Annotated in this window: 20 protein-coding genes and 1 other annotated feature; of the genes, 11 read left to right on the top strand and 9 right to left on the bottom strand. The window is 55.6% G+C overall.

From position 1 onward, the window contains the following. Nucleotides 1-42 precede the first annotated feature (42 nt). Nucleotides 43-975: an agmatinase gene (speB, locus tag AWX27_RS09910; RefSeq protein WP_033637774.1), complete on the bottom strand. Its 933-nt coding sequence runs from the start codon at nucleotides 973-975 to the stop codon at nucleotides 43-45. A gap of 248 nt (nucleotides 976-1,223) precedes the next feature. Between speB and AWX27_RS09905 the strand changes: the two genes are divergently transcribed. Then, nucleotides 1,224-2,129, top strand: coding sequence for a LysR family transcriptional regulator (locus AWX27_RS09905; protein ID WP_060421547.1), 906 nt, complete (start codon nucleotides 1,224-1,226; stop codon nucleotides 2,127-2,129). Here the strand turns inward: AWX27_RS09905 and AWX27_RS09900 are convergent. Further along, a complete protein-coding gene (locus AWX27_RS09900; protein WP_080432944.1) occupies nucleotides 2,120-3,310 on the bottom strand; it encodes an MFS transporter in 1,191 nt (396 codons plus the stop codon). The genes AWX27_RS09905 and AWX27_RS09900 overlap by 10 nt on opposite strands. A gap of 137 nt (nucleotides 3,311-3,447) precedes the next feature. On the opposite strand from AWX27_RS09900, the gene AWX27_RS09895 reads away from it, so the two are divergent. Continuing rightward, the gene (locus tag AWX27_RS09895) at nucleotides 3,448-4,332 is read left to right on the top strand and encodes a LysR family transcriptional regulator (protein ID WP_060421544.1); all 885 of its coding nucleotides are present in this window, start codon (nucleotides 3,448-3,450) and stop codon (nucleotides 4,330-4,332) included. A 15-nt stretch (nucleotides 4,333-4,347) separates the two neighbouring features. Here the strand turns inward: AWX27_RS09895 and AWX27_RS09890 are convergent, their stop codons facing one another. Next, on the bottom strand, nucleotides 4,348-5,172 hold the full coding sequence (locus AWX27_RS09890; protein ID WP_015377257.1) for an SDR family oxidoreductase: 825 nt from the start codon (nucleotides 5,170-5,172) through the stop codon (nucleotides 4,348-4,350). Nucleotides 5,173-5,401: 229 nt separating this feature from the next. On the opposite strand from AWX27_RS09890, the gene hisL reads away from it, so the two are divergent. The 9 genes from hisL (at nucleotide 5,402) to hisIE (ending at nucleotide 12,689) form a co-directional block, all read left to right on the top strand. Continuing rightward, complete coding sequence (hisL, locus tag AWX27_RS25045; protein WP_100396937.1) at nucleotides 5,402-5,449, top strand: his operon leader peptide; 48 nt, start codon at nucleotides 5,402-5,404, stop codon at nucleotides 5,447-5,449. Continuing rightward, nucleotides 5,425-5,551 (top strand) — a sequence feature (His leader region). Its footprint overlaps the gene before it by 25 nt. Nucleotides 5,552-5,623: 72 nt before the next feature. Next, nucleotides 5,624-6,523 (top strand): ATP phosphoribosyltransferase, encoded by a 900-nt coding sequence (gene hisG / locus AWX27_RS09885; RefSeq protein ID WP_049202244.1) that lies wholly within the window; start codon nucleotides 5,624-5,626, stop codon nucleotides 6,521-6,523. 4 nt (nucleotides 6,524-6,527) lie between these two features. Then, nucleotides 6,528-7,835 (top strand): histidinol dehydrogenase, encoded by a 1,308-nt coding sequence (gene hisD / locus AWX27_RS09880; RefSeq protein WP_060421541.1) that lies wholly within the window; start codon nucleotides 6,528-6,530, stop codon nucleotides 7,833-7,835. Next, nucleotides 7,832-8,920 (top strand): histidinol-phosphate transaminase, encoded by a 1,089-nt coding sequence (hisC, locus tag AWX27_RS09875; protein ID WP_033646737.1) that lies wholly within the window; start codon nucleotides 7,832-7,834, stop codon nucleotides 8,918-8,920. The genes hisD and hisC overlap by 4 nt, the downstream gene beginning before the upstream one ends. Then, a complete protein-coding gene (gene hisB, locus AWX27_RS09870; RefSeq protein WP_060421537.1) occupies nucleotides 8,917-9,984 on the top strand; it encodes a bifunctional histidinol-phosphatase/imidazoleglycerol-phosphate dehydratase HisB in 1,068 nt (355 codons plus the stop codon). Before hisC ends, hisB begins: the two co-directional genes overlap by 4 nt. Next, a complete protein-coding gene (gene hisH / locus AWX27_RS09865; RefSeq protein ID WP_033637766.1) occupies nucleotides 9,984-10,574 on the top strand; it encodes an imidazole glycerol phosphate synthase subunit HisH in 591 nt (196 codons plus the stop codon). Before hisB ends, hisH begins: the two co-directional genes overlap by 1 nt. A 5-nt stretch (nucleotides 10,575-10,579) precedes the next feature. Further along, entirely contained in the window at nucleotides 10,580-11,317 is a 738-nt protein-coding gene (hisA, locus tag AWX27_RS09860) for a 1-(5-phosphoribosyl)-5-[(5-phosphoribosylamino)methylideneamino]imidazole-4-carboxamide isomerase (protein ID WP_060421534.1), read from the top strand. Further along, nucleotides 11,299-12,075, top strand: coding sequence for an imidazole glycerol phosphate synthase subunit HisF (hisF, locus tag AWX27_RS09855; RefSeq protein ID WP_060421531.1), 777 nt, complete (start codon nucleotides 11,299-11,301; stop codon nucleotides 12,073-12,075). Before hisA ends, hisF begins: the two co-directional genes overlap by 19 nt. Further along, nucleotides 12,069-12,689 (top strand): bifunctional phosphoribosyl-AMP cyclohydrolase/phosphoribosyl-ATP diphosphatase HisIE, encoded by a 621-nt coding sequence (gene hisIE, locus AWX27_RS09850; protein ID WP_060421528.1) that lies wholly within the window; start codon nucleotides 12,069-12,071, stop codon nucleotides 12,687-12,689. The genes hisF and hisIE overlap by 7 nt, the downstream gene beginning before the upstream one ends. 74 nt (nucleotides 12,690-12,763) lie before the next feature. On the opposite strand, the gene gndA is transcribed toward hisIE, so the two are convergent. The 6 genes from gndA to AWX27_RS09820 form a co-directional block, all read right to left on the bottom strand. Then, nucleotides 12,764-14,170 (bottom strand): NADP-dependent phosphogluconate dehydrogenase, encoded by a 1,407-nt coding sequence (gene gndA / locus AWX27_RS09845; protein ID WP_004938815.1) that lies wholly within the window; start codon nucleotides 14,168-14,170, stop codon nucleotides 12,764-12,766. Between the two features lie 187 nt (nucleotides 14,171-14,357). Continuing rightward, nucleotides 14,358-15,473, bottom strand: a complete 1,116-nt coding sequence (locus AWX27_RS09840; protein WP_060421525.1) for an acyltransferase family protein — start codon at nucleotides 15,471-15,473, stop codon at nucleotides 14,358-14,360. 119 nt (nucleotides 15,474-15,592) lie between these two features. Next, nucleotides 15,593-16,402, bottom strand: coding sequence for a glycosyltransferase family 2 protein (locus AWX27_RS24485; protein ID WP_072265448.1), 810 nt, complete (start codon nucleotides 16,400-16,402; stop codon nucleotides 15,593-15,595). Nucleotides 16,403-16,686: 284 nt separating this feature from the next. Then, nucleotides 16,687-17,943 carry a glycosyltransferase gene (locus tag AWX27_RS09830; RefSeq protein WP_060421518.1) on the bottom strand — a complete coding sequence of 419 codons (1,257 nt, stop codon included), beginning with the start codon at nucleotides 17,941-17,943 and terminating at the stop codon, nucleotides 16,687-16,689. Between the two features lie 7 nt (nucleotides 17,944-17,950). Beyond that, nucleotides 17,951-19,582 carry a glycosyltransferase gene (locus AWX27_RS09825; protein WP_060421515.1) on the bottom strand — a complete coding sequence of 544 codons (1,632 nt, stop codon included), beginning with the start codon at nucleotides 19,580-19,582 and terminating at the stop codon, nucleotides 17,951-17,953. Nucleotide 19,583: 1 nt separating this feature from the next. After that, on the bottom strand, nucleotides 19,584-21,485 hold the full coding sequence (locus AWX27_RS09820) for a class I SAM-dependent methyltransferase (protein ID WP_072265449.1): 1,902 nt from the start codon (nucleotides 21,483-21,485) through the stop codon (nucleotides 19,584-19,586). Nucleotide 21,486 lies beyond the last annotated feature (1 nt).

Here is a 21,486-nt window from a genome sequence, read left to right as displayed (position 1 = left end):
CCCCGACGCAACCGCTCCGCCGGTAGGGTCAGCGCACCGGCCTCAGCGGGCCGGCAGCACGCACAACATTTCAAACAGCAGGTTGGCGGCCAGCAGCGCCGTGTTGCCGGAGCGATCGTAAGGTGGCGACACCTCCACCACGTCGCCGCCCACCAGGTTCAGCCCGTGGCAGCCGCGCACGATCTCCAGCCCCTGCCAGACCGACAGCCCGCCGACTTCCGGCGTGCCGGTGCCCGGTGCGAAGGCCGGATCCAGTCCGTCGATATCGAAACTGAGGTAAACCGGCGCATCGCCCATCTGTTCGCGGATCTCCGCCATCAGCGGCGTCAGCGACCGGTGCCAGCAGGCCTCGGCCGGCACCACGCGGAAGCCCTGGCGCCGTGACCAGTCGAAGTCGTCCGCCGCATAGCCGCTGCCGCGCAGGCCAATCTGCACCACCTTTTCCGGCGCCAGCAGCCCCTCCTCGAACGCGCGGCGGAAGGTGGTGCCGTGCGCCAGCTGTTCGCCGAACATCTCCTCGTTGGTGTCGGAATGCGCATCGACGTGGATCAGCCCGACCGGGCCATGCCGACGGGCGACGGCGCGCAGCACCGGCAGCGTCAGCGTGTGGTCGCCGCCGAGCGTCAACGGCATGCAGCCGTGCGCCAGGATCTCGTGGTAAGCCGCCTCGATGCGCTGCACGCTGTCCGCCAGGCTGTAAGGGTTGATGGCGACATCCCCCAGATCGGCCACCTGCAGACGTTCGAACGGGGCGGAGCCGGTGCCCATGTTGTAAGGGCGGATCATCACCGACTCCTGGCGGATCTGGCGCGGGCCATAGCGGGTGCCGCTGCGGTTGGAGGTGCCGATATCCAGCGGAATGCCGACAAAGGCGGCATCCAGACCGTGCGCCTGGTCGGCCGCGGGCAGGCGCATCATGGTGGGAATACCGGCAAAGCGCGGCATGTCGTTACCGCTTTGGGGTTGGTTCAGCATGGCGTTTCCTTGTCTTGATCTGCGATGAATTGAAACATTTGAGCAACATTCGCAGACTACCCCGTTGGCCACCCCGGCTACCATTCCCGCTTTTGCATGTAAACATCGAAAAACGCGATGCAACTAACTTATTGAAGTATTGATTTTTATTTCCAATTCATGCCATAAGGAAGGCCATATCTTCAGCGCCGCCCCTATTTCTTCGATGTTAAAAATGGGTTAACCGGCCGACGTTCTTCGGAGGGGGAATGCTCACCAACCTAAGCGATATCGATCTGAAACTGCTGCGGGTGTTCGTCGCGGTGGCAGAAGCCCAGGGCGTCAGCGCCGCGCAGGAAACGCTGCTGATGAACCAATCCACCATCAGCACCCACCTGGCCTCGCTGGAAACCCGGCTGGGTTTTCGCCTGTGCCAACGCGGCCGCTCAGGCTTCCGGCTGACGCCCAAGGGCGAACGCATGCTGATCGCCTGCCGTTCGCTGTTCAACGCCGCCCGCGACTTCACCCGGGTCAGCCAGTCGCTGAACGGCCTGCTGACCGGCGATCTGCAGATCGGTCTGGTGGATAATCTGGTTTCGCTGCCGGGCAACCCGTTCAGCCAGGCCATCAAACACTTCCAGCGCCGACATCAGGACGTGCAATTGCAGTGCCGCATCTGTTCACCGAACGAGATTGAGCAGGGGCTGCTGCACCGGCAGCTCGATCTGGGCATCGGCTACTTCGGCCAACAGTTGGAGGCGTTGCGTTATCAGTCATGGCTGGAGGAGACGCAGGCGATCTACTGCAGCGCGGATCACCCGCTGTTCGCGGTGGAAGAACCGGAGCGCGAGCAGATTGAAAACGCGCGTTGGGTCAAGCGCGGCTACCTGCTGGCGCAGCAGCTGTGCCCGATCGCGCCGCCTCACCTGGCTGCGGTGGCCCACCATATGGAAAGCGTCGCCCATCTGGTACTGAGCGGTTCCTGTCTCGGCTACCTGCCCACCCACTACGCGGCGCGCTGGGTGGAACAGGGGCTGCTGCGGCAGCTGGGCGGCGCGGCGCTCTCTTACCGCGCCACGCTCAGCCTGGTCAGCCGCCCTGTCCAGCCCGACGAGGCGTTGAACGCGCTGCTGGAGGATTTGGCGCGCGCCGCACGCCAATCACCTCATCGCTGAGAGGCCAGCGCCCGATTCATGGCAAACAGCGTGCCGGTTAAAGACAGGATGAGGAGCCCGATGATGGCCCAGGCAAAAGAGGCCGTTCCGCCCTTGTCGAGCAGCATGCCGCCGATCGCGCCACCGGCGGCCACGGCGGTATTCCAGCCCGTCGTATACATGGACTGCGCCATATCGGCCGCGCGGCCGGAAAGGCGTGACAATGCCGTCTGCGTGAGGGTGGCGAAACCGCCGAAAGCCACGCCCCACAATGCGACCGCGAGATAAACCATCGGGGCTATCCGTCCCCCACTCCCCAGCAGCACGGCGGCGAGGGCAAAGGTGACGATGCTCATTACCGTAAGAGATTGGACTCGTCGATCGACCAGCATCCCGGCGACGCCCAATCCGGCAATCGCGCCCAGCCCGAAGATAAACAGCACGATATCGACCCGCTCGGATAACCCCGACGGTTTGAGGAAAGGCTCCAGGTAGATATACAGAATGTTGTGGGCAACGATGAAGGTGAACACCACGAACAGCACGGCGCGGATCCCGCATTGCAAGAATACGCCGCTCAGAGACGGGCGATGCGCCTTAGCCTGGCCGGGGAAATCCGGCACGATGGCGATGATCCACACCACGAGCATCACCGCCATCAACGTCATCAGGCCAAAGGCGCCTTGCCAGCCGATGGCTCGGCCAAGCAACGTGCCGAGCGGTACGCCAAGCACCAGCGCCAGGGTGGCGCCGGCGCCGGAGATCGCAATAGCGCGGCCGCCAAGATGGGCCGGTGACATGCGCACGGCGTAACCGGCCAGCAAGGACCAAACGATGCCGCCGAAAACGCCGGCGAAGAAACGCGTCGCCAATGAGACGTGGTAATCATGCGACAGCGCCGTGACGAGGTTGACGATGGCAAAGCCGCCGATCGCACTCAAGAGCAAGGGGCGGCGCCGCATGCCCTGCGTCAATGCGGTGAGCGGAATGGCGGCGACCAACGCCCCCACCGCATAGGCGGTGATGAATTGCCCCGCCAGGCTTTCAGACACGCTCAAATCGCCCGCAATCGAAGAAAGCACGCCCGCCGGCATGATCTCGGTCAGCAGCGTGATAAAAGCGGCCATCGCCAACGCCAGCAGGCCCCCCAGCGGCAACCGCTCGCTGCTCGCGGCAGGCGCAGATATCGTCGTTTGATTCATCAATCACTCCTCATTCAAAGATGTTTCCGCCCATTGCGGATGACGTTTGCATCATGCTGCCCACTCGCCGATAAAAGAAAAACAGGCTAAAGTGAATAACACTCATGACGTAAAGGTCATCAATAGAATGGAAGCCTATGGAAAGCTTGGGTTCTCTCGACGTTTTCGTGCGGGTCAGTGAAAGCCGCAGTTTCACGGCGGCCGGGCAACAGCTGGGGATCTCCGCGTCGGCGGTCAGCAAAACCATCGCCCGGCTGGAGGAACGGCTCAGCGTGCGGTTGTTTCACCGCTCCACCCGCACGGTCAACCTGACGCCGGAAGGCGCCTTGTTCCTAGAGAGGTGCCGACGCATTTTGAGCGAGGTGAAAGACGCGGAAGCCGAACTGTTGCAAACGCGAGGAACGCCCCAGGGTAAGCTGCGCATCAGTCTCCCGTCGCTGGGCACGCTTTTCATGCCAAAACTGGGGGACTTCAAGCGCCGCTATCCTGAGATCGAGCTGGATATTGATTATTCGGATCGGTTGGTTGACGTGATTGAGGAAGGTTTCGATGCCGTTATCCGCAGCGGCACCCCGAGCGATTCACGGCTGGTTGCCCGCCGGTTGGGGACCTGCCGCAAGGTTTTCGTTGGCGCGCCAAGCTATTTCAGCCAAGCGGGTATGCCGAGCAAGCCCGAGGATCTGACAAGCCATGCCCGTTTGCATTATCGCTTTCCCAGCACCGGCAAACTGGATGTCTGGCCGCTGGGGGACAAGACGGAGACGATCCCCGAACGGCCGGCCAGCATGGTGACAAATACCCTCGATCCGCAGGTGTGCTTCGCGGAGCAAGGGCTCGGCATCGCTTATTTGCCGGAGATCGCCGTGCGCAGACAGCTGGAACAGGGCAGCCTGGTGACGGTTCTGGATGAATACGACCGCGAGAACATGGTTTTTCATGTCCTCTGGCCGTCGGGCCGCCACCTGTCAGTCAAAATCAGGCTGTTCGTCGACTTTGTGACGAGCCACCTTTTCCCGCTTTAAACGACGTATGCTGCCTTAACTGACCGGCATGCGCGCCGGATCGGGATACTGGTACTCAAAACCCAGCTCGTTGCAGATGCGGTTGCCGTCCACCAGCCGCTCATCCTGCTCCGCTTCGTCGGCGAACTGCGGCGGCTCCAGGTGCAGCTGCTCGGCCAGCGCCGGATAAAATTCGCGTTTGGCCGGATGACGCGGCGCGCACAGGTTGTACACGTGACCGCCCTTCGGCAGCTTCAGCAACAGCTGGATGGCGGCGATGACGTCGTCCTGGTGCACCAGATTCACCCCCTGCGAACCGCCCTTCACATCGAGCTTGCCCGCCAGGAAGCGACCGGGGTGACGATCGGCGCCCACCAGCCCCGCCAGCCGCAGAATGTCCACCGAGGTGTTCGGCAATTCATGCAGCCAGCGCTCCAGCTCGGCCAGCACCCGGCCCGACGGCGAGACCGGCCGCAGCGGCGACTCTTCGCGCAGCGTGCCGGCGGTTTCGCCGTACACCGAGGTGGAACTGGTAAAGATCACCCGCGGCACGCCGAAGGCCATCGCGCTGTCCACCAGCATACGCACCGCATTGAAATAGTTCTCGCTGCCTTCGACGGTGCGGCGAGCGGGCAGCGTCACCACCAGCGCATCCACGCGCAGCAGCGATTCCAGATCGTCCGGATCGCACACCAGCTCCGGCGTCAGCTCCAGTTGATAGCATTCGATGCCGCTCATGCGCGCGGCCTCGACGCCGTCCGGCGTGGTTTTGCTGCCGACCACATCATACCCGCGCCCCATCAGCGACAGCGCCAACGGCATGCCCAGCCAACCCAAACCAATAATGGCTACCTTTTTCATCCTCTTCCTCTCCTGAAGATCGCAGCGCCCTACCCCTAAGGCTACGCCACTGTGCACGACGATACAATCTGCCCGGCTTAAGGTTAGGTAAAGCCGTCTGTGGCTAATAACCTAACCTGTTTCAATAAATTAAATTTATGACGTTAAAAAAGGGTTGCGCGGTGGACAGCGGATAGTTTAGCTTAATTGGCATACGGTTTTTACCGGCTTTTGATTAGAGAAAAACACCATGACACGCGTTCAGTTCAACCACCATCATCACCATCACCCTGACTAGTCTTTCAGGCGATGAGTGCTGGAAGACGGTTTGTTAATCTTCCAGTGGCGCGCAGAACGCAAGAGAGAGCCCTCGGAAGATTTCTTCCGAGGGTTTTTTTTTTGGCTCCGGACAGACAGAAAAGAATAGTTTTTACAATAAATTCATAAAATTACAGATTAAACAGAGGTTACCATGCTGGACAAGACACGTTTACGGATCGCAATGCAGAAGTCGGGCCGCCTGAGCGATGAATCCCAGGAGCTGCTGGCGCGCTGCGGCATCAAGATCAACCTGCAGCAACAGCGCCTGATCGCCTTCGCGGAAAACATGCCGATCGATATCCTGCGCGTGCGCGACGACGACATTCCGGGCCTGGTGATGGACGGCGTGGTCGATCTGGGCATCATCGGCGAAAACGTGCTGGAAGAAGAGCTGCTCAGCCGCCGCGCTCAGGGCGAAGACCCGCGCTACTTCACCCTGCGCCGCCTCGATTTCGGCGGCTGCCGCCTGTCGCTGGCCACCCCGCTCGACGCCGAATATACCGGTCCGCAAAACCTGCAGGACGCCCGCATCGCCACCTCTTACCCGCACCTGCTGAAGCAATACCTCGACAAGCAGGGCGTGCGCTTTAAATCTTGCCTGCTGAACGGCTCGGTGGAAGTGGCGCCGCGCGCCGGCCTGGCCGACGCCATCTGCGATCTGGTCTCTACCGGCGCCACGCTGGAGGCCAACGGCCTGCGCGAAGTGGAAGTGATCTACCGCTCCAAGGCCTGCCTGATTCAGCGCGACGGCGAAATGCCGGAAGCCAAGCAGCAGCTGATCGACCGCCTGATGACCCGCATTCAGGGCGTGATCCAGGCGCGCGAATCCAAATACATCATGCTGCACGCGCCGAGCGAGAAGCTGGACGAGATCGTCGCGCTGCTGCCGGGCGCCGAGCGCCCGACCATTCTGCCGCTGGCCGGCGCGCAGAACCGCGTGGCGATGCACATGGTGAGCAGCGAAACCCTGTTCTGGGAAACCATGGAAAAACTGAAAGCGCTCGGCGCCAGCTCGATTCTGGTGCTGCCGATTGAAAAGATGATGGAGTAACGCCATGTCGACCTTCAACACGCCGATCGATTGGGCAACGTGCAGCGCCGAACGCCAGGCCGAGCTGCTGATGCGCCCGGCAATCGCCGCTTCCGATAGCATCACCCGCACGGTGAGCGAGATCCTCGACAACGTGAAGGCCAACGGCGATCGGGCGCTGCGCGACTACAGCGCCCGTTTCGACAAGGCGGACGTCGCCGCGCTGCGCGTCAGCGCCGAGCAGATCGCCGCCGCCTGCGCCCGACTGGGCGATGACATCAAACAGGCGATGGCGGTGGCCGTCGCCAACGTGGACACCTTCCACAACGCGCAGCAACTGCCGCCGGTGGACGTCGAAACGCAGCCGGGCGTGCGCTGCCAGCAGGTGACCCGCCCAATCGACTCGGTGGGCCTGTATATTCCCGGTGGATCGGCGCCGCTGTTCTCCACCGTGCTGATGCTGGCGACGCCGGCGCGCATCGCCGGTTGCCGCCGGGTGGTGCTGTGCTCGCCGCCGCCGATCGCCGATGAGATCCTGTATGCGGCACAGCTGTGCGGCGTGCAGGAAGTGTTTCAGGTCGGAGGCGCACAGGCGATCGCCGCCCTGGCATTCGGCACCGAAAGCGTACCGCGCGTGGCGAAAATCTTCGGGCCGGGCAACGCCTTCGTGACCGAAGCCAAGCGGCAGGTCAGCCAGCGTCTCGACGGCGCCGCCATCGACATGCCGGCCGGGCCTTCGGAGGTGCTGGTGATCGCCGACGCCGGCGCCACCCCGGCGTTCGTCGCTTCCGATCTGCTGTCGCAGGCCGAACACGGCCCGGATTCGCAGGTGATTCTGCTGACGCCGGACGCGGCAATGGCGCAGGCAGTGGCCGAAGCGGTGGAAAGCCAGCTGGCCGAGCTGCCGCGCGCCGAGACCGCCCGCCAGGCGCTGGCGAGCAGCCGCCTGATCGTAGCGCGCGATCTGCCTGAGTGCGTGGCCATCAGCAACCGCTACGGCCCGGAGCACCTGATCATTCAGACCCGCAATGCGCGCGAGCTGGTAGACGGCATCACCAGCGCCGGCTCGGTGTTCCTCGGCGACTGGTCGCCGGAGTCCGCCGGCGATTACGCCTCCGGCACCAACCACGTGCTGCCGACCTACGGCTACACCGCCACCTGCTCCAGCCTGGGGCTGGCCGATTTTCAAAAACGCATGACGGTGCAGGAGCTGACGCCGCAGGGCTTCAGCAACCTGGCCGCCACCATCGAGACGCTGGCTGCCGCCGAGCAGCTGATCGCCCACAAGAACGCCGTGACCCTGCGCGTCGCCGCCCTGAAGGAGCAAGCATGAGCATCGAAAAACTGGCACGCGCCAACGTTCGCGAGCTGACCCCTTATCAATCGGCGCGTCGCCTCGGCGGTAAGGGCGACGTGTGGCTCAATGCCAACGAATACCCGATCGCGCCCGAGTTCCAGCTGACCGCGCAAACCTTCAACCGCTATCCGGAGTGCCAGCCGGCGTTGGTGATCGAACGCTACGCCGCCTACGCCGGGGTGAAGAAAGAGCAGGTGCTGGTCAGCCGCGGCGCCGATGAAGGCATCGAGCTGCTGATCCGCGCCTTCTGCGAGCCGGGTAAAGACGCCATCTTGTTCTGCCCGCCGACCTACGGCATGTACGCCGTCAGCGCCGAAACCTTCGGCGTGGAGCGCCGCACCGTAGCCGCCAAAGAAGACTGGCAGCTGGATCTGCCGGCCATCGCAGACAGCATGGACAACGTGAAGCTGATCTACGTCTGCAGCCCGAACAACCCGACCGGCAACCTGATCGATCCGGACTCTCTGCGCAACCTGCTGGAGCTGGCCAAAGGCAAGGCGATCGTCGCGGTGGACGAAGCCTATATCGAGTTTTGCCCGCAGGCCTCGGTGGCCGGGTGGCTGAGCGACTATCCGCACCTGGCTATCCTGCGCACGCTGTCGAAGGCCTTTGCGCTGGCCGGCCTGCGCTGCGGCTTTACGCTCGCGAACGAAGATCTGATCGCCCTGCTGCTGAAAGTGATCGCGCCTTACCCGCTTTCGACGCCGGTGGCGGATATCGCCGCGCAGGCGCTGAGCGAAGAAGGTATCCGCACCATGCGCCAGCGCGTCACCGACATTGCCGCCACCCGCAGCTGGCTGCAGCAACAGTTGGAAAAATGCGCCTGCGTCGAGCAGGTTTTCGCCAGCGACAGCAATTACCTGCTGGCCCGCTTCACCGCCTCAAGTAATGTGTTTAAAAGCTTGTGGGATCAGGGCATTATCTTACGAGACCAAAACAAACAGCCCGGGTTGTCCGGCTGCCTGCGCATCACCATAGGCACCCGCGACGAATGTCAACGCGTGGTGGACGCCTTGTCCGCCCTGCCCGGTGCCAACCAGACTCGCCAGGAGCCAATGTGAGCCAAAAAATCCTCTTTATCGATCGTGACGGCACGCTGATCGCCGAGCCACCGGAAGATTTCCAGGTTGACCGCCTGGACAAGCTGGCGCTCGAGCCGGACGTGATCCCTTCCCTGCTGGCGCTGCAACAGGCGGGGTATCAGCTGGTGATGATCACCAATCAGGATGGGCTCGGCACCGCCAGTTTCCCGCAGGAAACCTTCGATCCGCCGCACAACCTGATGATGCAGATCCTCAGCTCGCAGGGCATTCAGTTCGCCGATGTGCTGATCTGCCCGCACCTGCCGGCGGACAACTGCGACTGCCGCAAGCCGAAAACCGCGCTGGTGAAGGGTTACCTCGAACCCGGCGTGCTGAATGCCGCCCACAGCTACGTGATCGGCGATCGGCCGACCGACGTGCAGCTGGCGGAAAACATGGGCATCCATGGGCTGCGCTACCAGCGCGGCGTGCTGGGCTGGAAAGAGATCGTGCGCCAGCTGACGCTGCGCGATCGCCACGCGCGGGTTAATCGCGTGACCAAAGAGACGCAGATCGACGTCAACGTGTGGCTGGATCGCGAAGGCGGCAGCAAGATCAAAACCGGCGTCGGCTTCTTCGATCACATGCTGGATCAGATCGCCACCCACGGCGGCTTCCGCATGGAGATCGACGTCAAAGGCGATCTGTATATCGACGATCACCACACGGTGGAAGACACCGGCCTGGCGCTGGGTGAAGCGCTGAACAAGGCGCTCGGCGACAAGCGCGGCATCGCCCGCTTCGGCTTCGTGTTGCCGATGGACGAATGCCTGGCGCGCTGCGCGCTGGATATCTCCGGCCGCCCGCACCTGGAGTACAAGGCCGAGTTCAACTATCAGCGCGTCGGCGATCTCAGCACCGAAATGGTCGAGCACTTCTTCCGTTCGCTCTCTTACACCATGGGCTGCACGCTGCACCTGAAGACCAAGGGCAAAAACGACCACCACCGGGTCGAGAGCCTGTTCAAAGTGTTTGGCCGCACGCTGCGCCAGGCGATCCGCGTCGAGGGCAATACCCTGCCGAGCTCGAAAGGAGTGCTGTGATGAACGTGGTGATTTTGGATACCGGCTGCGCCAACCTGGCCTCCGTCACCTACGCGGTGCGGCGCCTGGGCTATCAGCCGGAGGTGAGCCGCGATCCGGAGATCGTGCTGCGCGCCGACAAGCTGTTCCTGCCGGGCGTCGGCACCGCACAGGCGGCGATGGATCAACTGCGCGAGCGCGATCTGATCGAACTGATCAAGGCCTGCACGCAGCCGGTGCTGGGCATCTGCCTCGGCATGCAGCTGCTGGCGGCCAGCAGCGAAGAGAACGGCGGCGTGACCACGCTCGGCCTCATCGATACGCCGGTCAAGCAGATGACCGACTTCGGCCTGCCGCTGCCGCACATGGGCTGGAACCAAGTGTCCGCGCAGGCGGGCCACCATCTGTTCCGCGGCATCGATGACGGCGCCTACTTCTATTTCGTTCACAGCTATGCGATGCCGATATGCCCCAGCACCATCGCCCAGGCGAACTACGGCGAGCCCTTCACCGCCGCCGTGCAAAAAGACAACTTCTTCGGCGTGCAGTTTCATCCAGAACGATCTGGAGCGGCCGGCGCGCAACTGTTGAAAAACTTTCTGGAGATGTAGGCAGCATGATTATTCCGGCTTTGGATTTGATCGACGGCAACGTGGTGCGTTTGCATCAGGGCGATTACGGCCAACAGCGCGACTACGGCAACGATCCGCTGCTGCGCCTGCAGGACTATCAACAACAGGGCGCCCAGGTGCTGCACCTGGTCGATTTGACCGGCGCCAAGGATCCGGCGGCGCGCCAGATCCCGCTGCTGCGCAAGCTGTTGGCGGGGGTTGACGTACCGGTGCAGGTCGGCGGCGGCATCCGCAATGAGCAGGACGTCAGCGCCCTGCTGGAGGCCGGCGCCACGCGCGTGGTGATCGGCTCCACCGCGGTGAAACAGCCGCAGTTGGTGCAGAGCTGGTTCGAGCGCTACGGCGCCGACGCGCTGGTGCTGGCGCTGGACGTGCGCATCGACGCGCAGGGCGTGAAACGCGTAGCCATTAGCGGCTGGCAGGAGGATTCCGACGCCACGCTGGAACAGGTGGTGGAGCAGTTCCTGCCCTACGGGCTCAAGCACGTGCTATGCACCGACATTTCGCGCGACGGTACGCTGGCTGGGTCCAACGTGGCGCTGTATCAGGAGATCGGCCGCCGTTATCCGCAGGTGGCCTTCCAGGCCTCGGGCGGCATCGGCAATCTGGACGACATCGCCCAGCTGCGCGGCAGCGGCGTTGCCGGCGTGATCGTGGGGCGCGCCCTGCTGGAAGGTAAATTTAGCGTTGAGGAGGCGATCGCATGCTGGCAAAACGGATAATCCCGTGCCTGGATGTTAAAGACGGGCAAGTGGTGAAAGGCGTGCAGTTCCGCAACCACGAAATCATCGGCGACATTGTGCCGCTGGCGCAGCGCTATGCGCAAGAAGGTGCGGACGAGCTGGTGTTTTACGATATCAACGCCTCGAGCGACGGCCGGGTGGTGGACAAAAGCTGGGTATCGCGCGTGGCGGAGGTGATTGATATCCCGTTCTGCGTCGCCGGCGGCATTAAAAGCGCCGAGGACGCCAGCCAGATCCTGTCTTTCGGCGCCGACAAGATTTCAATCAACTCGCCGGCGCTGGCCGATCCTGAGCTGATTAGTCGCCTGGCGGAACGCTTCGGCGTGCAGTGCATCGTGGTAGGCATCGACACCTGGTTCGACAGTGAAACCGGCAAATATCACGTCAACCAATATACCGGCGATGAGAGCCGCACCCGCATCACCCAGTGGGAAACCCTCGACTGGATACAGGAAGTGCAGCGCCGCGGCGCCGGTGAGATCGTGCTGAACATGATGAACCAGGACGGCGTGCGCAACGGTTACGATCTGCAGCAGCTGCGCCTGGTGCGCGAGGCCTGCAAGGTGCCGCTGATCGCCTCCGGCGGCGCGGGCACCATGGAGCACTTCCTGGAAGCGTTCCGCGATGCGGACGTCGACGGCGCGCTGGCGGCGTCGGTGTTCCACAAACAAATCATCAATATCGGCGAACTGAAAAGGTTCCTGGTTGAACAAGGCGTGGAGATTCGCGTGTGCTGACAGAACAACAGAGAAACCAGCTGGACTGGGAAAAAACCGACGGCCTGATGCCGGCCATCGTGCAGCACGCCGTTTCCGGCGACGTGCTGATGCTGGGTTACATGACGCAGGAAGCGTTGGCGGCTACCGAGCAGAGCGGCAACGTCACCTTCTTCTCACGCACCAAGCAGCGTCTGTGGACCAAGGGGGAAAGCTCCAGCCATTTCCTCAAGGTGGTCAGCATCACGCCGGACTGCGATAACGACACGCTGCTGGTATTGGCCAACCCGATCGGCCCGACCTGCCACCTCGGCAACAGCAGCTGCTTCCACCCGGCCGCCAGCGACTGGGCGTTCCTCTATCAGCTGGAGCAGCTGTTGGCGGAGCGCAAGCACGCCAGCCCGGATAGCTCGTACACCGCCAGCCTGTATGCCAGCGGCACCAAGCGCATCGCGCAGAAGGTCGGGGAGGAAGGCGTGGAAACCGCGCTGGCCGCCACGGTCAACGATCGCGAAGAGCTGACCAACGAAGCTTCGGACCTGATCTATCACCTGCTGGTGCTGCTGCAGGACCAGGATCTGGATCTGAGCGCGGTGATCGGCCGGCTGCGCGAGCGGCATCAGAAAAAAGCGTAACGTTAAATCGCGCGCAATAAAAAAGCCGCCGGGCGTTAACCTCGGCGGCTTTTTTTATCGCTCAACGGGCGGGGTTATTCCATCCATTCGGTATGGAACACGCCTTCCTTGTCGATGCGTTTGTAGGTGTGCGCGCCGAAGTAGTCGCGCTGCGCCTGGATCAGGTTCGCCGGCAGCACCGCGGAGCGGTAGCTGTCGTAGTAGGCGATCGCGGCGGAGAAGGTTGGCGTAGGGATACCGTTCTGCACGGCATAAGCCACCACGTCACGCAGCGCCTGCTGGTATTCGTCGGCGATTTGCTTGAAGTATGGCGCCAGCAACAGGTTGGCGATATCGGCGTCCGCCGCATACGCGTCAGTGATCTTCTGCAGGAACTGGGCGCGGATGATGCAGCCGGCGCGGAAGATCTTAGCGATTTCGCCGTAGTGCAGATCCCAGTTGTTTTCTTTAGACGCGGCTTTCAGCTGAGAGAAGCCCTGCGCGTAGGACACGATCTTGCCCAGATACAGCGCGCGACGCACTTTCTCGATGAATTCGGCTTTGTCGCCGGTGAACGGCGCCACTTTCGGGCCTGTCAGCACTTTAGAGGCAGCAACGCGCTGGTCTTTCAGCGAGGACAGGTAGCGTGCGAACACCGATTCGGTGATCAGAGACAGCGGTTCGCCCAGATCCAGCGAGCTCTGGCTGGTCCACTTGCCGGTGCCTTTATTGGCGGCTTCGTCCAGGATCACATCGACCAGGTATTTACCCTCTTCGTCTTTCTTGGTGAAGATGTCTTTGGTGATGTCGATCAGGTAGCTGTTCAGCTCACCCTTGTTCCACTCGGCGAAGGTTTCGGCCAACTGCTCGTTGCTCAGGTTCAGCGCCTGCTTCAGCAGAGAATAGGCTTCGGCAATCAGCTGCATGTCGCCGTATTCGATACCGTTGTGCACCATTTTCACATAGTGGCCGGCACCGTCTGCGCCGATGTAGGTCACGCAAGGCTCGCCTTCCGCAACCGCAGCGATTTTCTCCAGGATTGGCGCCACCAGCTCGTAAGCTTCTTTCTGGCCGCCAGGCATGATGGAAGGCCCTTTCAGCGCGCCCTCTTCACCGCCGGAAACGCCGGTGCCGATGAAGTTGAAGCCCTGGTCGGACAGTTCGCGGTTACGACGGATGGTGTCCTGATAGTAGGTGTTGCCGCCGTCGATCAGGATATCGCCCTTGTCCAGGTGCGGAGTCAGCGAGGCAATGGTTTTATCCGTCGCTTCGCCCGCTTTCACCATCAGCAGGATGCGGCGCGGTTTTTCCAGCGATTCAACAAACTCTTCAACGGTGTAATACGGCGCCAGGTTTTTGCCCGGGTTCTCAGCGATCACTTCGTCAGTCTTGTCGCCAGAACGGTTGAAAATGGAAACGGTGTAACCCCGGCTCTCGATGTTCAGCGCGAGGTTGCGGCCCATTACCGCCATGCCGACAACGCCGATTTGTTGCTTGGACATTTAGGAACTCCTGTCTGAGGATGACCCTGCCGGCAACGTCAGCCAGCAGGTTTTGTGATGTGGCACACATGTTAACTCAGGATTGAACCGGGTGGGTAGTGATTGGTGCGATAGGTCACATAATTGTCTTCTCGTAAGATGGTTATATGCGCTATCGCCAGTGAAAACGGGGCAATGACGGAAAAACTTACTTCTTGATAAAATGTTTTTCAAAGAAGTGCCACGATAATGATGCCATTACCAACGTTAGCGCCAATACCAGTGCGAGTGATTGACCATGAGTTAACCAATCTAATTTCTTGATAGAAAGCAAGATCGGTAAATGCCATAGATAGATGCCGTAAGAAATCGTTCCGCAATAGTAAAGTGGGTACAATACTCTTTTCAGGAATGGTGTAATTTTAAGCGAACAGAGGGTCAACACGATCATGCCAAATGCCGCCGCCAGCAGGGTCCGGAAGAAGATAACCATCGCAGGATAATTCCAGAAAGATGAATACTTCAGGTATATACACATTACGCCTGTGGTAAGTGCAACGGCCAAAATCATTAAGGAAATTGTAGAATATTTTCTGTTGGAAACCAACTTCTGACCAAGTTCAGAAGTGAGCAAACGGGCAAGTAAAATCCCCACGGCGAACTCATCTAACATGCCCGGAAGCTGAGTGGCGCTGACAAATAATTTGAAAACGCCAAGTGGTTGTTGTAAATCGACGAGATACACTGCAGCCAAGCGCCAGGCATAGGAAATACCCAACGAGCAGAGTAGCAGCACCCACCATTTAACATGTTTTAGCCAATGTGCGGTGAGTGCAATAAGTATATAAAATTGCATCTCTACACCAAGCGACCAGTTACTTCCATTAATCGAGCCGTGCAAATCATAACTAAGGTTATGTATAAATAGTAAATGAGAGACCAGGTTTATTGAAAAATGATTAAAGAGAAGATAGGGAGAAACAAAAATGACAAAAACAGCCAACGTCAAATAATGAAGCGGTACAATTCTATTGAGACGACGCTTCATAAAAGGGACAAAAAATTTATCTTTTCCACTTCTATCCAGTTGGTTGAAGGCTGACATAGCAATAACAAAACCGGAAATAACGAAAAACATATCGACCCCCATCCAACCAAAGCGGAACCACAGCCACGGCCAATTGGTAGGGAAAGAGCTCCAGTTAAAATGCTCTATGACATGGTAAACAACGACAGATATCGCGGCAAAGCCTCTAAGGATATCAATTGAATCAAAGTGATACTTCACGTTCTGAGTTCTTTCTTTTTGCTGTATTGGGTGCATCGCTATCTTGTCCTTAATAAGACAATTCATTTAAATACAAGCTCAAAAATCGTTAACGACTTGAGCTTGGAAAGTCATGGTTAAATTTTGACTTATTTTATTCCCATTCCCTGATTAAGCTATTTTTGTTTTGGCAATTGGCTCAGGCAACTCTGGTTAAGGAATTCTTTATCCCGGTCGAAAAACCATCCCCATTTATTAAAATACTTTATTGCTGAAATTATATGGTATACAAGAAAACGCTTGTCTTGATAAGAACGACGCTGAGACTCGTGAATTACCAGGGATTCAGGGAAATAACGTGTCTTATGTTTCAAGCAAATTCTACGAGAAAGATCGACATCTTCAAGATACAAAAAGAAGCGAGTATCAAAATACCCGACATCCTGAATAGCCTGATTACTCACTAACATAAAACAACCGGAAAGAGACGGCGCAAAGAAAGACTTAGTGTAGTCTGCACAATGCAATTCATACCGCTGATTCAAAGATCGCGAGAAACGAGACACAAATCGACGAGCAAAAAGTTGATAAGGCGAGGGTAACAATTTACAACCATGCTGTAACCGTCCATCTGGATAGACGATTTTAGGGATAGCCAACCCCAAGGCTTCCACTTGACTGAATCGGTAGAGCTTATCTACCTCCCCCTTCTCAAAGGCAATATCTGGATTGCAAATTAAAAAATAATCGGCAAGATTTTTAAACCTTTCAAAAACAGCATTATGGCCAGCACCAAACCCCGCATTATCTTTCGTTCGAATAATCTCGAGCTTTGGCTCATTTAAATTTAGAAGCCAATCGCAATAACTGCCATTGTCAACAATGACCAGTTTAGAAATACTTTCCTCTGCAAGAAGAGAAGCCAATGTCTTCTGAACAGATTGATATTCATGTCGGTACAATACAAGAGATGCAATTATTTTCACTTAACATACCAAGGTTTAAAGTACAGTCAGGGGAAACATAAACTTCCTGAAGAGTTTTAAGATGAATCCATGTCACAGTTGAATCTGCCAACAAATTCTTCATCATAAAGCAGTACGCTTCAACACCAGGCTAAACATTGAAAATATTATTTTCATCGTTCACCGCTAACCTACGTGCTAAAAAGTTCATATTTAAAACCTCAACGGTGATTTTAGATATGAACTACGTTAAAAAGCCCCGCACATAACTATGTACAGGGCTTACAGCGAGAAACAGGACGAATTTAGTTCAGAAAGCGACGCTTAATACCTTTGATGCCTTCATTCTTTAATACTTCCCAACCTTTCTTACCCATTGTGACGCCAGTGCGGGGATTGGAAAGCGAACGCTTAATAATGCCAACAAAACGATCTTTATCAAACTCAGCATTGCCACCGCGGAATCCAGGGGTGAGCACCGTGCTGAACTGACGCAATGCATCATCTTTACTGCTATTATCGAACAACTCAGGGTATTCTTTTGGACCTTGTTGCAGCCACCACTGATTATAGGTATTCGCATCAAACGGCGTAGGAAAAGCTTTTTGCAAATCAATACGCTCACGGTAAACCAGGCGCTGCGCCTTTGAAATGGCAGAGCCATCGGAATGCAGGCCGTAAGCCCACACCACTTTGGCTAAAGGATCCTGCGCAAGATTCTTCGTCTGATCGTCATACCAATCAATCAGTTTGTGCACATCAGAATTATCCCCGGCATTTTTAGAAGCCATGATTCGATGAGCGCCGCTGTCGAAGCCTGTGAAGTGGTAGAAGCCTAACGGTTCACCATCAACAAAGTAATTTCCTTTCTCGTCAACGGTAAAATCGCGAGTTGTTAAATTCCAGGTGGCCACGTTGTGGCGGCTGGAACGCATGATCGCCACGTCGTTGAAGAAGGCAGGGACCAGATCGATCCAACGTTGGTCGGTAAACAGGCCGTTTGGAATGTCTGCACGGCAGAAATGATAAATGCGCTCTCCCCACCATTTTGCAAAAGAGAGGCCGACATCGGTTGCCGCTACGGCGCAGAAACCCAGATTATACACGCCATGCTTCAGACTGCAGATCTCGTTATCCATCACAGCGGATAGAGACGTTTCAGGTTTTGTCTGGTGTGGTGTCAGCACGACATTTGCAGAGTCCAATGCCTCCAGAATGTCATCGAGGCGAGAAAAGACCACCGTATCGGGATCAAGATAGATAACCTTTTTACAACCAGGCAGTTGCAGCAACCGTGCCAGCATAAAAGGTTTAATCGCCGTCGCCAATTCCACGATGGTGTGGCAGTATGCCCAACCTTTCCAATCCGGGATGTCTAATTCAGAAACTGAGACGACTTCGTCAAACGGTTCATTGCTAAGATCAATTTCAGGCCGTTTCTCATCGGCCAAGGCGAGGTGAATTGTCCATTCAGGGTGATATTTACGAATAGACTGAAACAGCATTCTCACTTTCGGAATATAGTTAAACGCTGCGCTAGTAAAAACATGAATCTCAGACATACCTGCCTCATTGGATTGTATAAATTTTTCGGTGGAATTTTATCAACTCTTGCAAGACGTTGCCAGCAGACATTGAGGACAAAATCAAACCGTTTGGATAATTCTTAAGTCGTTCAGCAGGCGCTCCCAGATTAAAGCAAGCGACGGGATAACCAAGCTCAACCATTTCCTGTACGACGTAGGAAAACGTCTCAGGCCAGATCGAAGGGAATAAAATAACATTCACCCCTTTATCTTCAAGCAAATCTGGCAACTCACTCTGCTTATAAGGACCTGTCTGAGTGACGATATCTGATGGACACGAGGCTTCAATAGCGCCGATAATGACAATATCCACCGGACTACCCGTTTTCTTGATTTCGAGGGCTAACTCTTTAACAAACTCAGCCCCTTTGTGATACCCAATTTGCCCTACGACACCAATGCGTAATCTCTCTTTTTGCTGAACTTCAGCCTTTCTAGGCATATAGCTCACAACGTGTGGAGCGACCACCGTTTTTTCTGGTTGTATTTGATGGTAAACACGCCGATAAATATCCAACGTATTTTGAGAAAAAGTAATAAATTTATCTGAAGCGATAATCAATCCGCCCCACTGATCGCGCCACTCATTAATATCTCCAGATTCAAATAATGTTGTAAATCCGTACGTGTTATTTTTTAAGCATGAATGGCAAACTTGAGGATCAGGAACATCACAATACTTTCCTTTGTCATCGATCAGAAAATGCGAAGGACAAATAGGGAAAAGATCGTGAGCCAATGTCGTCAGTGTAGCATTGGTTTTAAGCTTCAGATCGAGCAAAAAACTCGGGATGGTTTCAGGGTTTACAAATGAAACCCCGGTATTATAGACGATCTCCTGAATTTTCACATAATTCAAAAGTTCAAAAACAAACCCTTCATCCGGAATTTTATAATGCCCCTCGGCGCGCTCACTTTTGACAATCAATTTATAAGACAGTGTTCTTATATTGAATGCAAGAACCAGTGCAGAGAACCCATCTCCGAGCTTATCTTGTATCAGCCTGTTTCTATAATGATTAGCGCCCCCGCCCAGATCATGATCCAGGAAAAAGATAACCTTCTCTCGTTCTTTCGGATTTAAAATTTTAGAAATATCGCTCGCGACATTTAACCCTGTAGTGGGGTCATGGCGCTTATATCGTTTTATTTTATTATAAAGCAGGGAGATATTCCCACCTTTAAGTAACATCAAAGCACGTTTGACGAGCACATACATTTGCTTTAAAACAATTTTTTTATTTATAGCCGCTTCGTTATTATCATTGCCGGCGTGGATATAATGGCTTTCTGGCACATCAATGCTATCCGTCGTACCGTCCTCGTAGGTGCAAAGCAGTTTTAAGCGATGCTGTGCCACGGATGTACTGAATGAGCCATAAACAATATACCCCGAATGAGCAGCTTGCTCGAATTCAGAAAAATAGGAACCTACATCCTCTCGGCTTTTACCATAGTCAATGTTAATGCTAGATAATATACCACTTTCATCAACCTGGAGTAATGCGAGCCGCTTAATACTTTTGGTTTTGCTAAATATCCAGCCATAACTGAAGACCGTTGTCCCTCTTTTGACCATCGAGTCAATTGACCAATGAAGCGTCTCACTGCTCATATCAATTCCTCTTGCCTCTGAATAGTCTTGAGATCCGCCAAAAGATGCCGGACTTAATATTATTTAATTCTAGTTTTAACGTTTCTATCTCGTCCATACGTTCAAATGCCAATTTCTCGGCATAATCTTTGGATTTCAACAATTCGCCGTAGGCTCGGCGCTGTTCTTCCAATGCAGATTCGGTTTCAACGCGCTCAGCCTCCTGGCTTTCAGCTTGCTCCAATGCATGTAAGCCAGGCAACACATGCTCAGGATACCAGGTATCAAGCTTATGTTTATCCGATCCCGATGAGAAAACCTGCAACTCTGATTCAAGAACCAGATATTGCTCAAAGAGTGAACTATCGGCAGAGAATGACAAAGCCTCGAAGAGTTGCTTAATAAACTCTCCACGAGTTAATGAACGTCCATTGGCCGGCGGCGAGAAAGAGGATATTTTTCCGAGCAATGATAACGCCGCTCTGAATGTCAGATTACCCAGCGTAATCCCTTTTTTCGCCAACCACTCTCGTTCAAAGTAGCGTGGCTGCCTCTCGGCATCTATCAATATATTTGAAGGAATCGCATCCAAATAAGTCGACGGTAGAACAGTGTGCTGGCTAAACTCTTCAAAATGTATTCCTTCGCCTTTTAAACACACTTCCAGACATTCGATGTAATAGCGAAAATAGCCGGCAACTTGCTCAATATCCCACCCAGGCGTCGTCACAATCTTGATGAACTCTATGGGTAGAGGAACGCCTTTAATATATTTTTCAAACCCATCTAATTTAAAATCAACAAAATCATTTTCAATCGCCACTCCGGGGCTCAGCAAATGGCGTTTAACCTTAATTTCCTCATTCTCATCTTTGCTGAATACTGTTTCTTTATAAAACGGCGAGTAGCGTTCGCTGCCATAATGAATAGCAAGCAAGTCCTTATCGATAAGTTCACTCGACTCATCACTTGCCACCAGCAAGAAAGAGTTGCTGAGTTCGCAAGCTAAATTGTTTTTGAAAACAATTGGCCAAGCCAGCTCGAGCACAAAGTTTAACTTCTCCGGCAATTGCATATCAGCACGTACAGATTGCGCAGCAAAAACGGATGCATCGAAATTGGGATCACTAGCACCGTTAGACGTCACAACGGAAACAGGCAGTTTATAATCAGGGAACGGCAGCAACGTTTCTATCGCCTGCAAACCAATGCTTACGAGCTTCTGCTTCAGGATGTGGTGCCCAAAAGTTTCTGCCTGTTCTTTCGTATAGCGCCCTTCGATACCATACATCGCCTGACCCAGGTGATCTTCTCGCGCGCCGGAGAAATATTTCAAGCCAAGCTGATTCTCAATTGCAATGATCAACTTTCCGCCTGGTTTAAGGCGCTTTTTAATTTTTTCAAGCATGCTCACTGCACTATCTTCACCTTGACTGAATAGGTTAGAATATTCGAGCACGCCAATCAAAGTGATCACATCAAAGAGCACATCACTCTCGAAATCATCAAATCTTTCGCTGACTACGGTAACATTGTCCAGGCCTTCAGTCCTGGTTCTGGCGATCGCGGCGCGTCGCAAGCTTCCCTCTAATGCGACTACCTCGCATCCCATTTCGCCTAAAAACCGCGTGATGGCTCCGCACCCTGCACCGACTTCCAAAATCTTAGTACCAGGCTGCAGGATAGATTTTAGTGGCCGTAACAAATTTGAACGCAAGCTAGAAAAATGGTAGGTCGTTACCCAATCTGTGCATTGAGCTTTGAGCTCAGCGGAAGATACACTTCGATCTTGAGTATTTTGAATAATGCTCAATAACAAATTTTCCTGCGTATCCCCATCACTATAGGGGATACCCGCATAATCTGGCTTTGCCCAAATGCCCGTGTTTTCACGAAAAGCATAAATATTTTTATCTAAAAGCATA

It is taken from the genome of Serratia sp. 2880STDY5682894, from assembly GCF_001537385.1.
Classification (GTDB): domain Bacteria; phylum Pseudomonadota; class Gammaproteobacteria; order Enterobacterales; family Enterobacteriaceae; genus Serratia; species Serratia nevei.
Note: the sequence above shows the minus strand (reverse complement) of the source record. Positions and strands in the feature narration are given on the sequence as shown.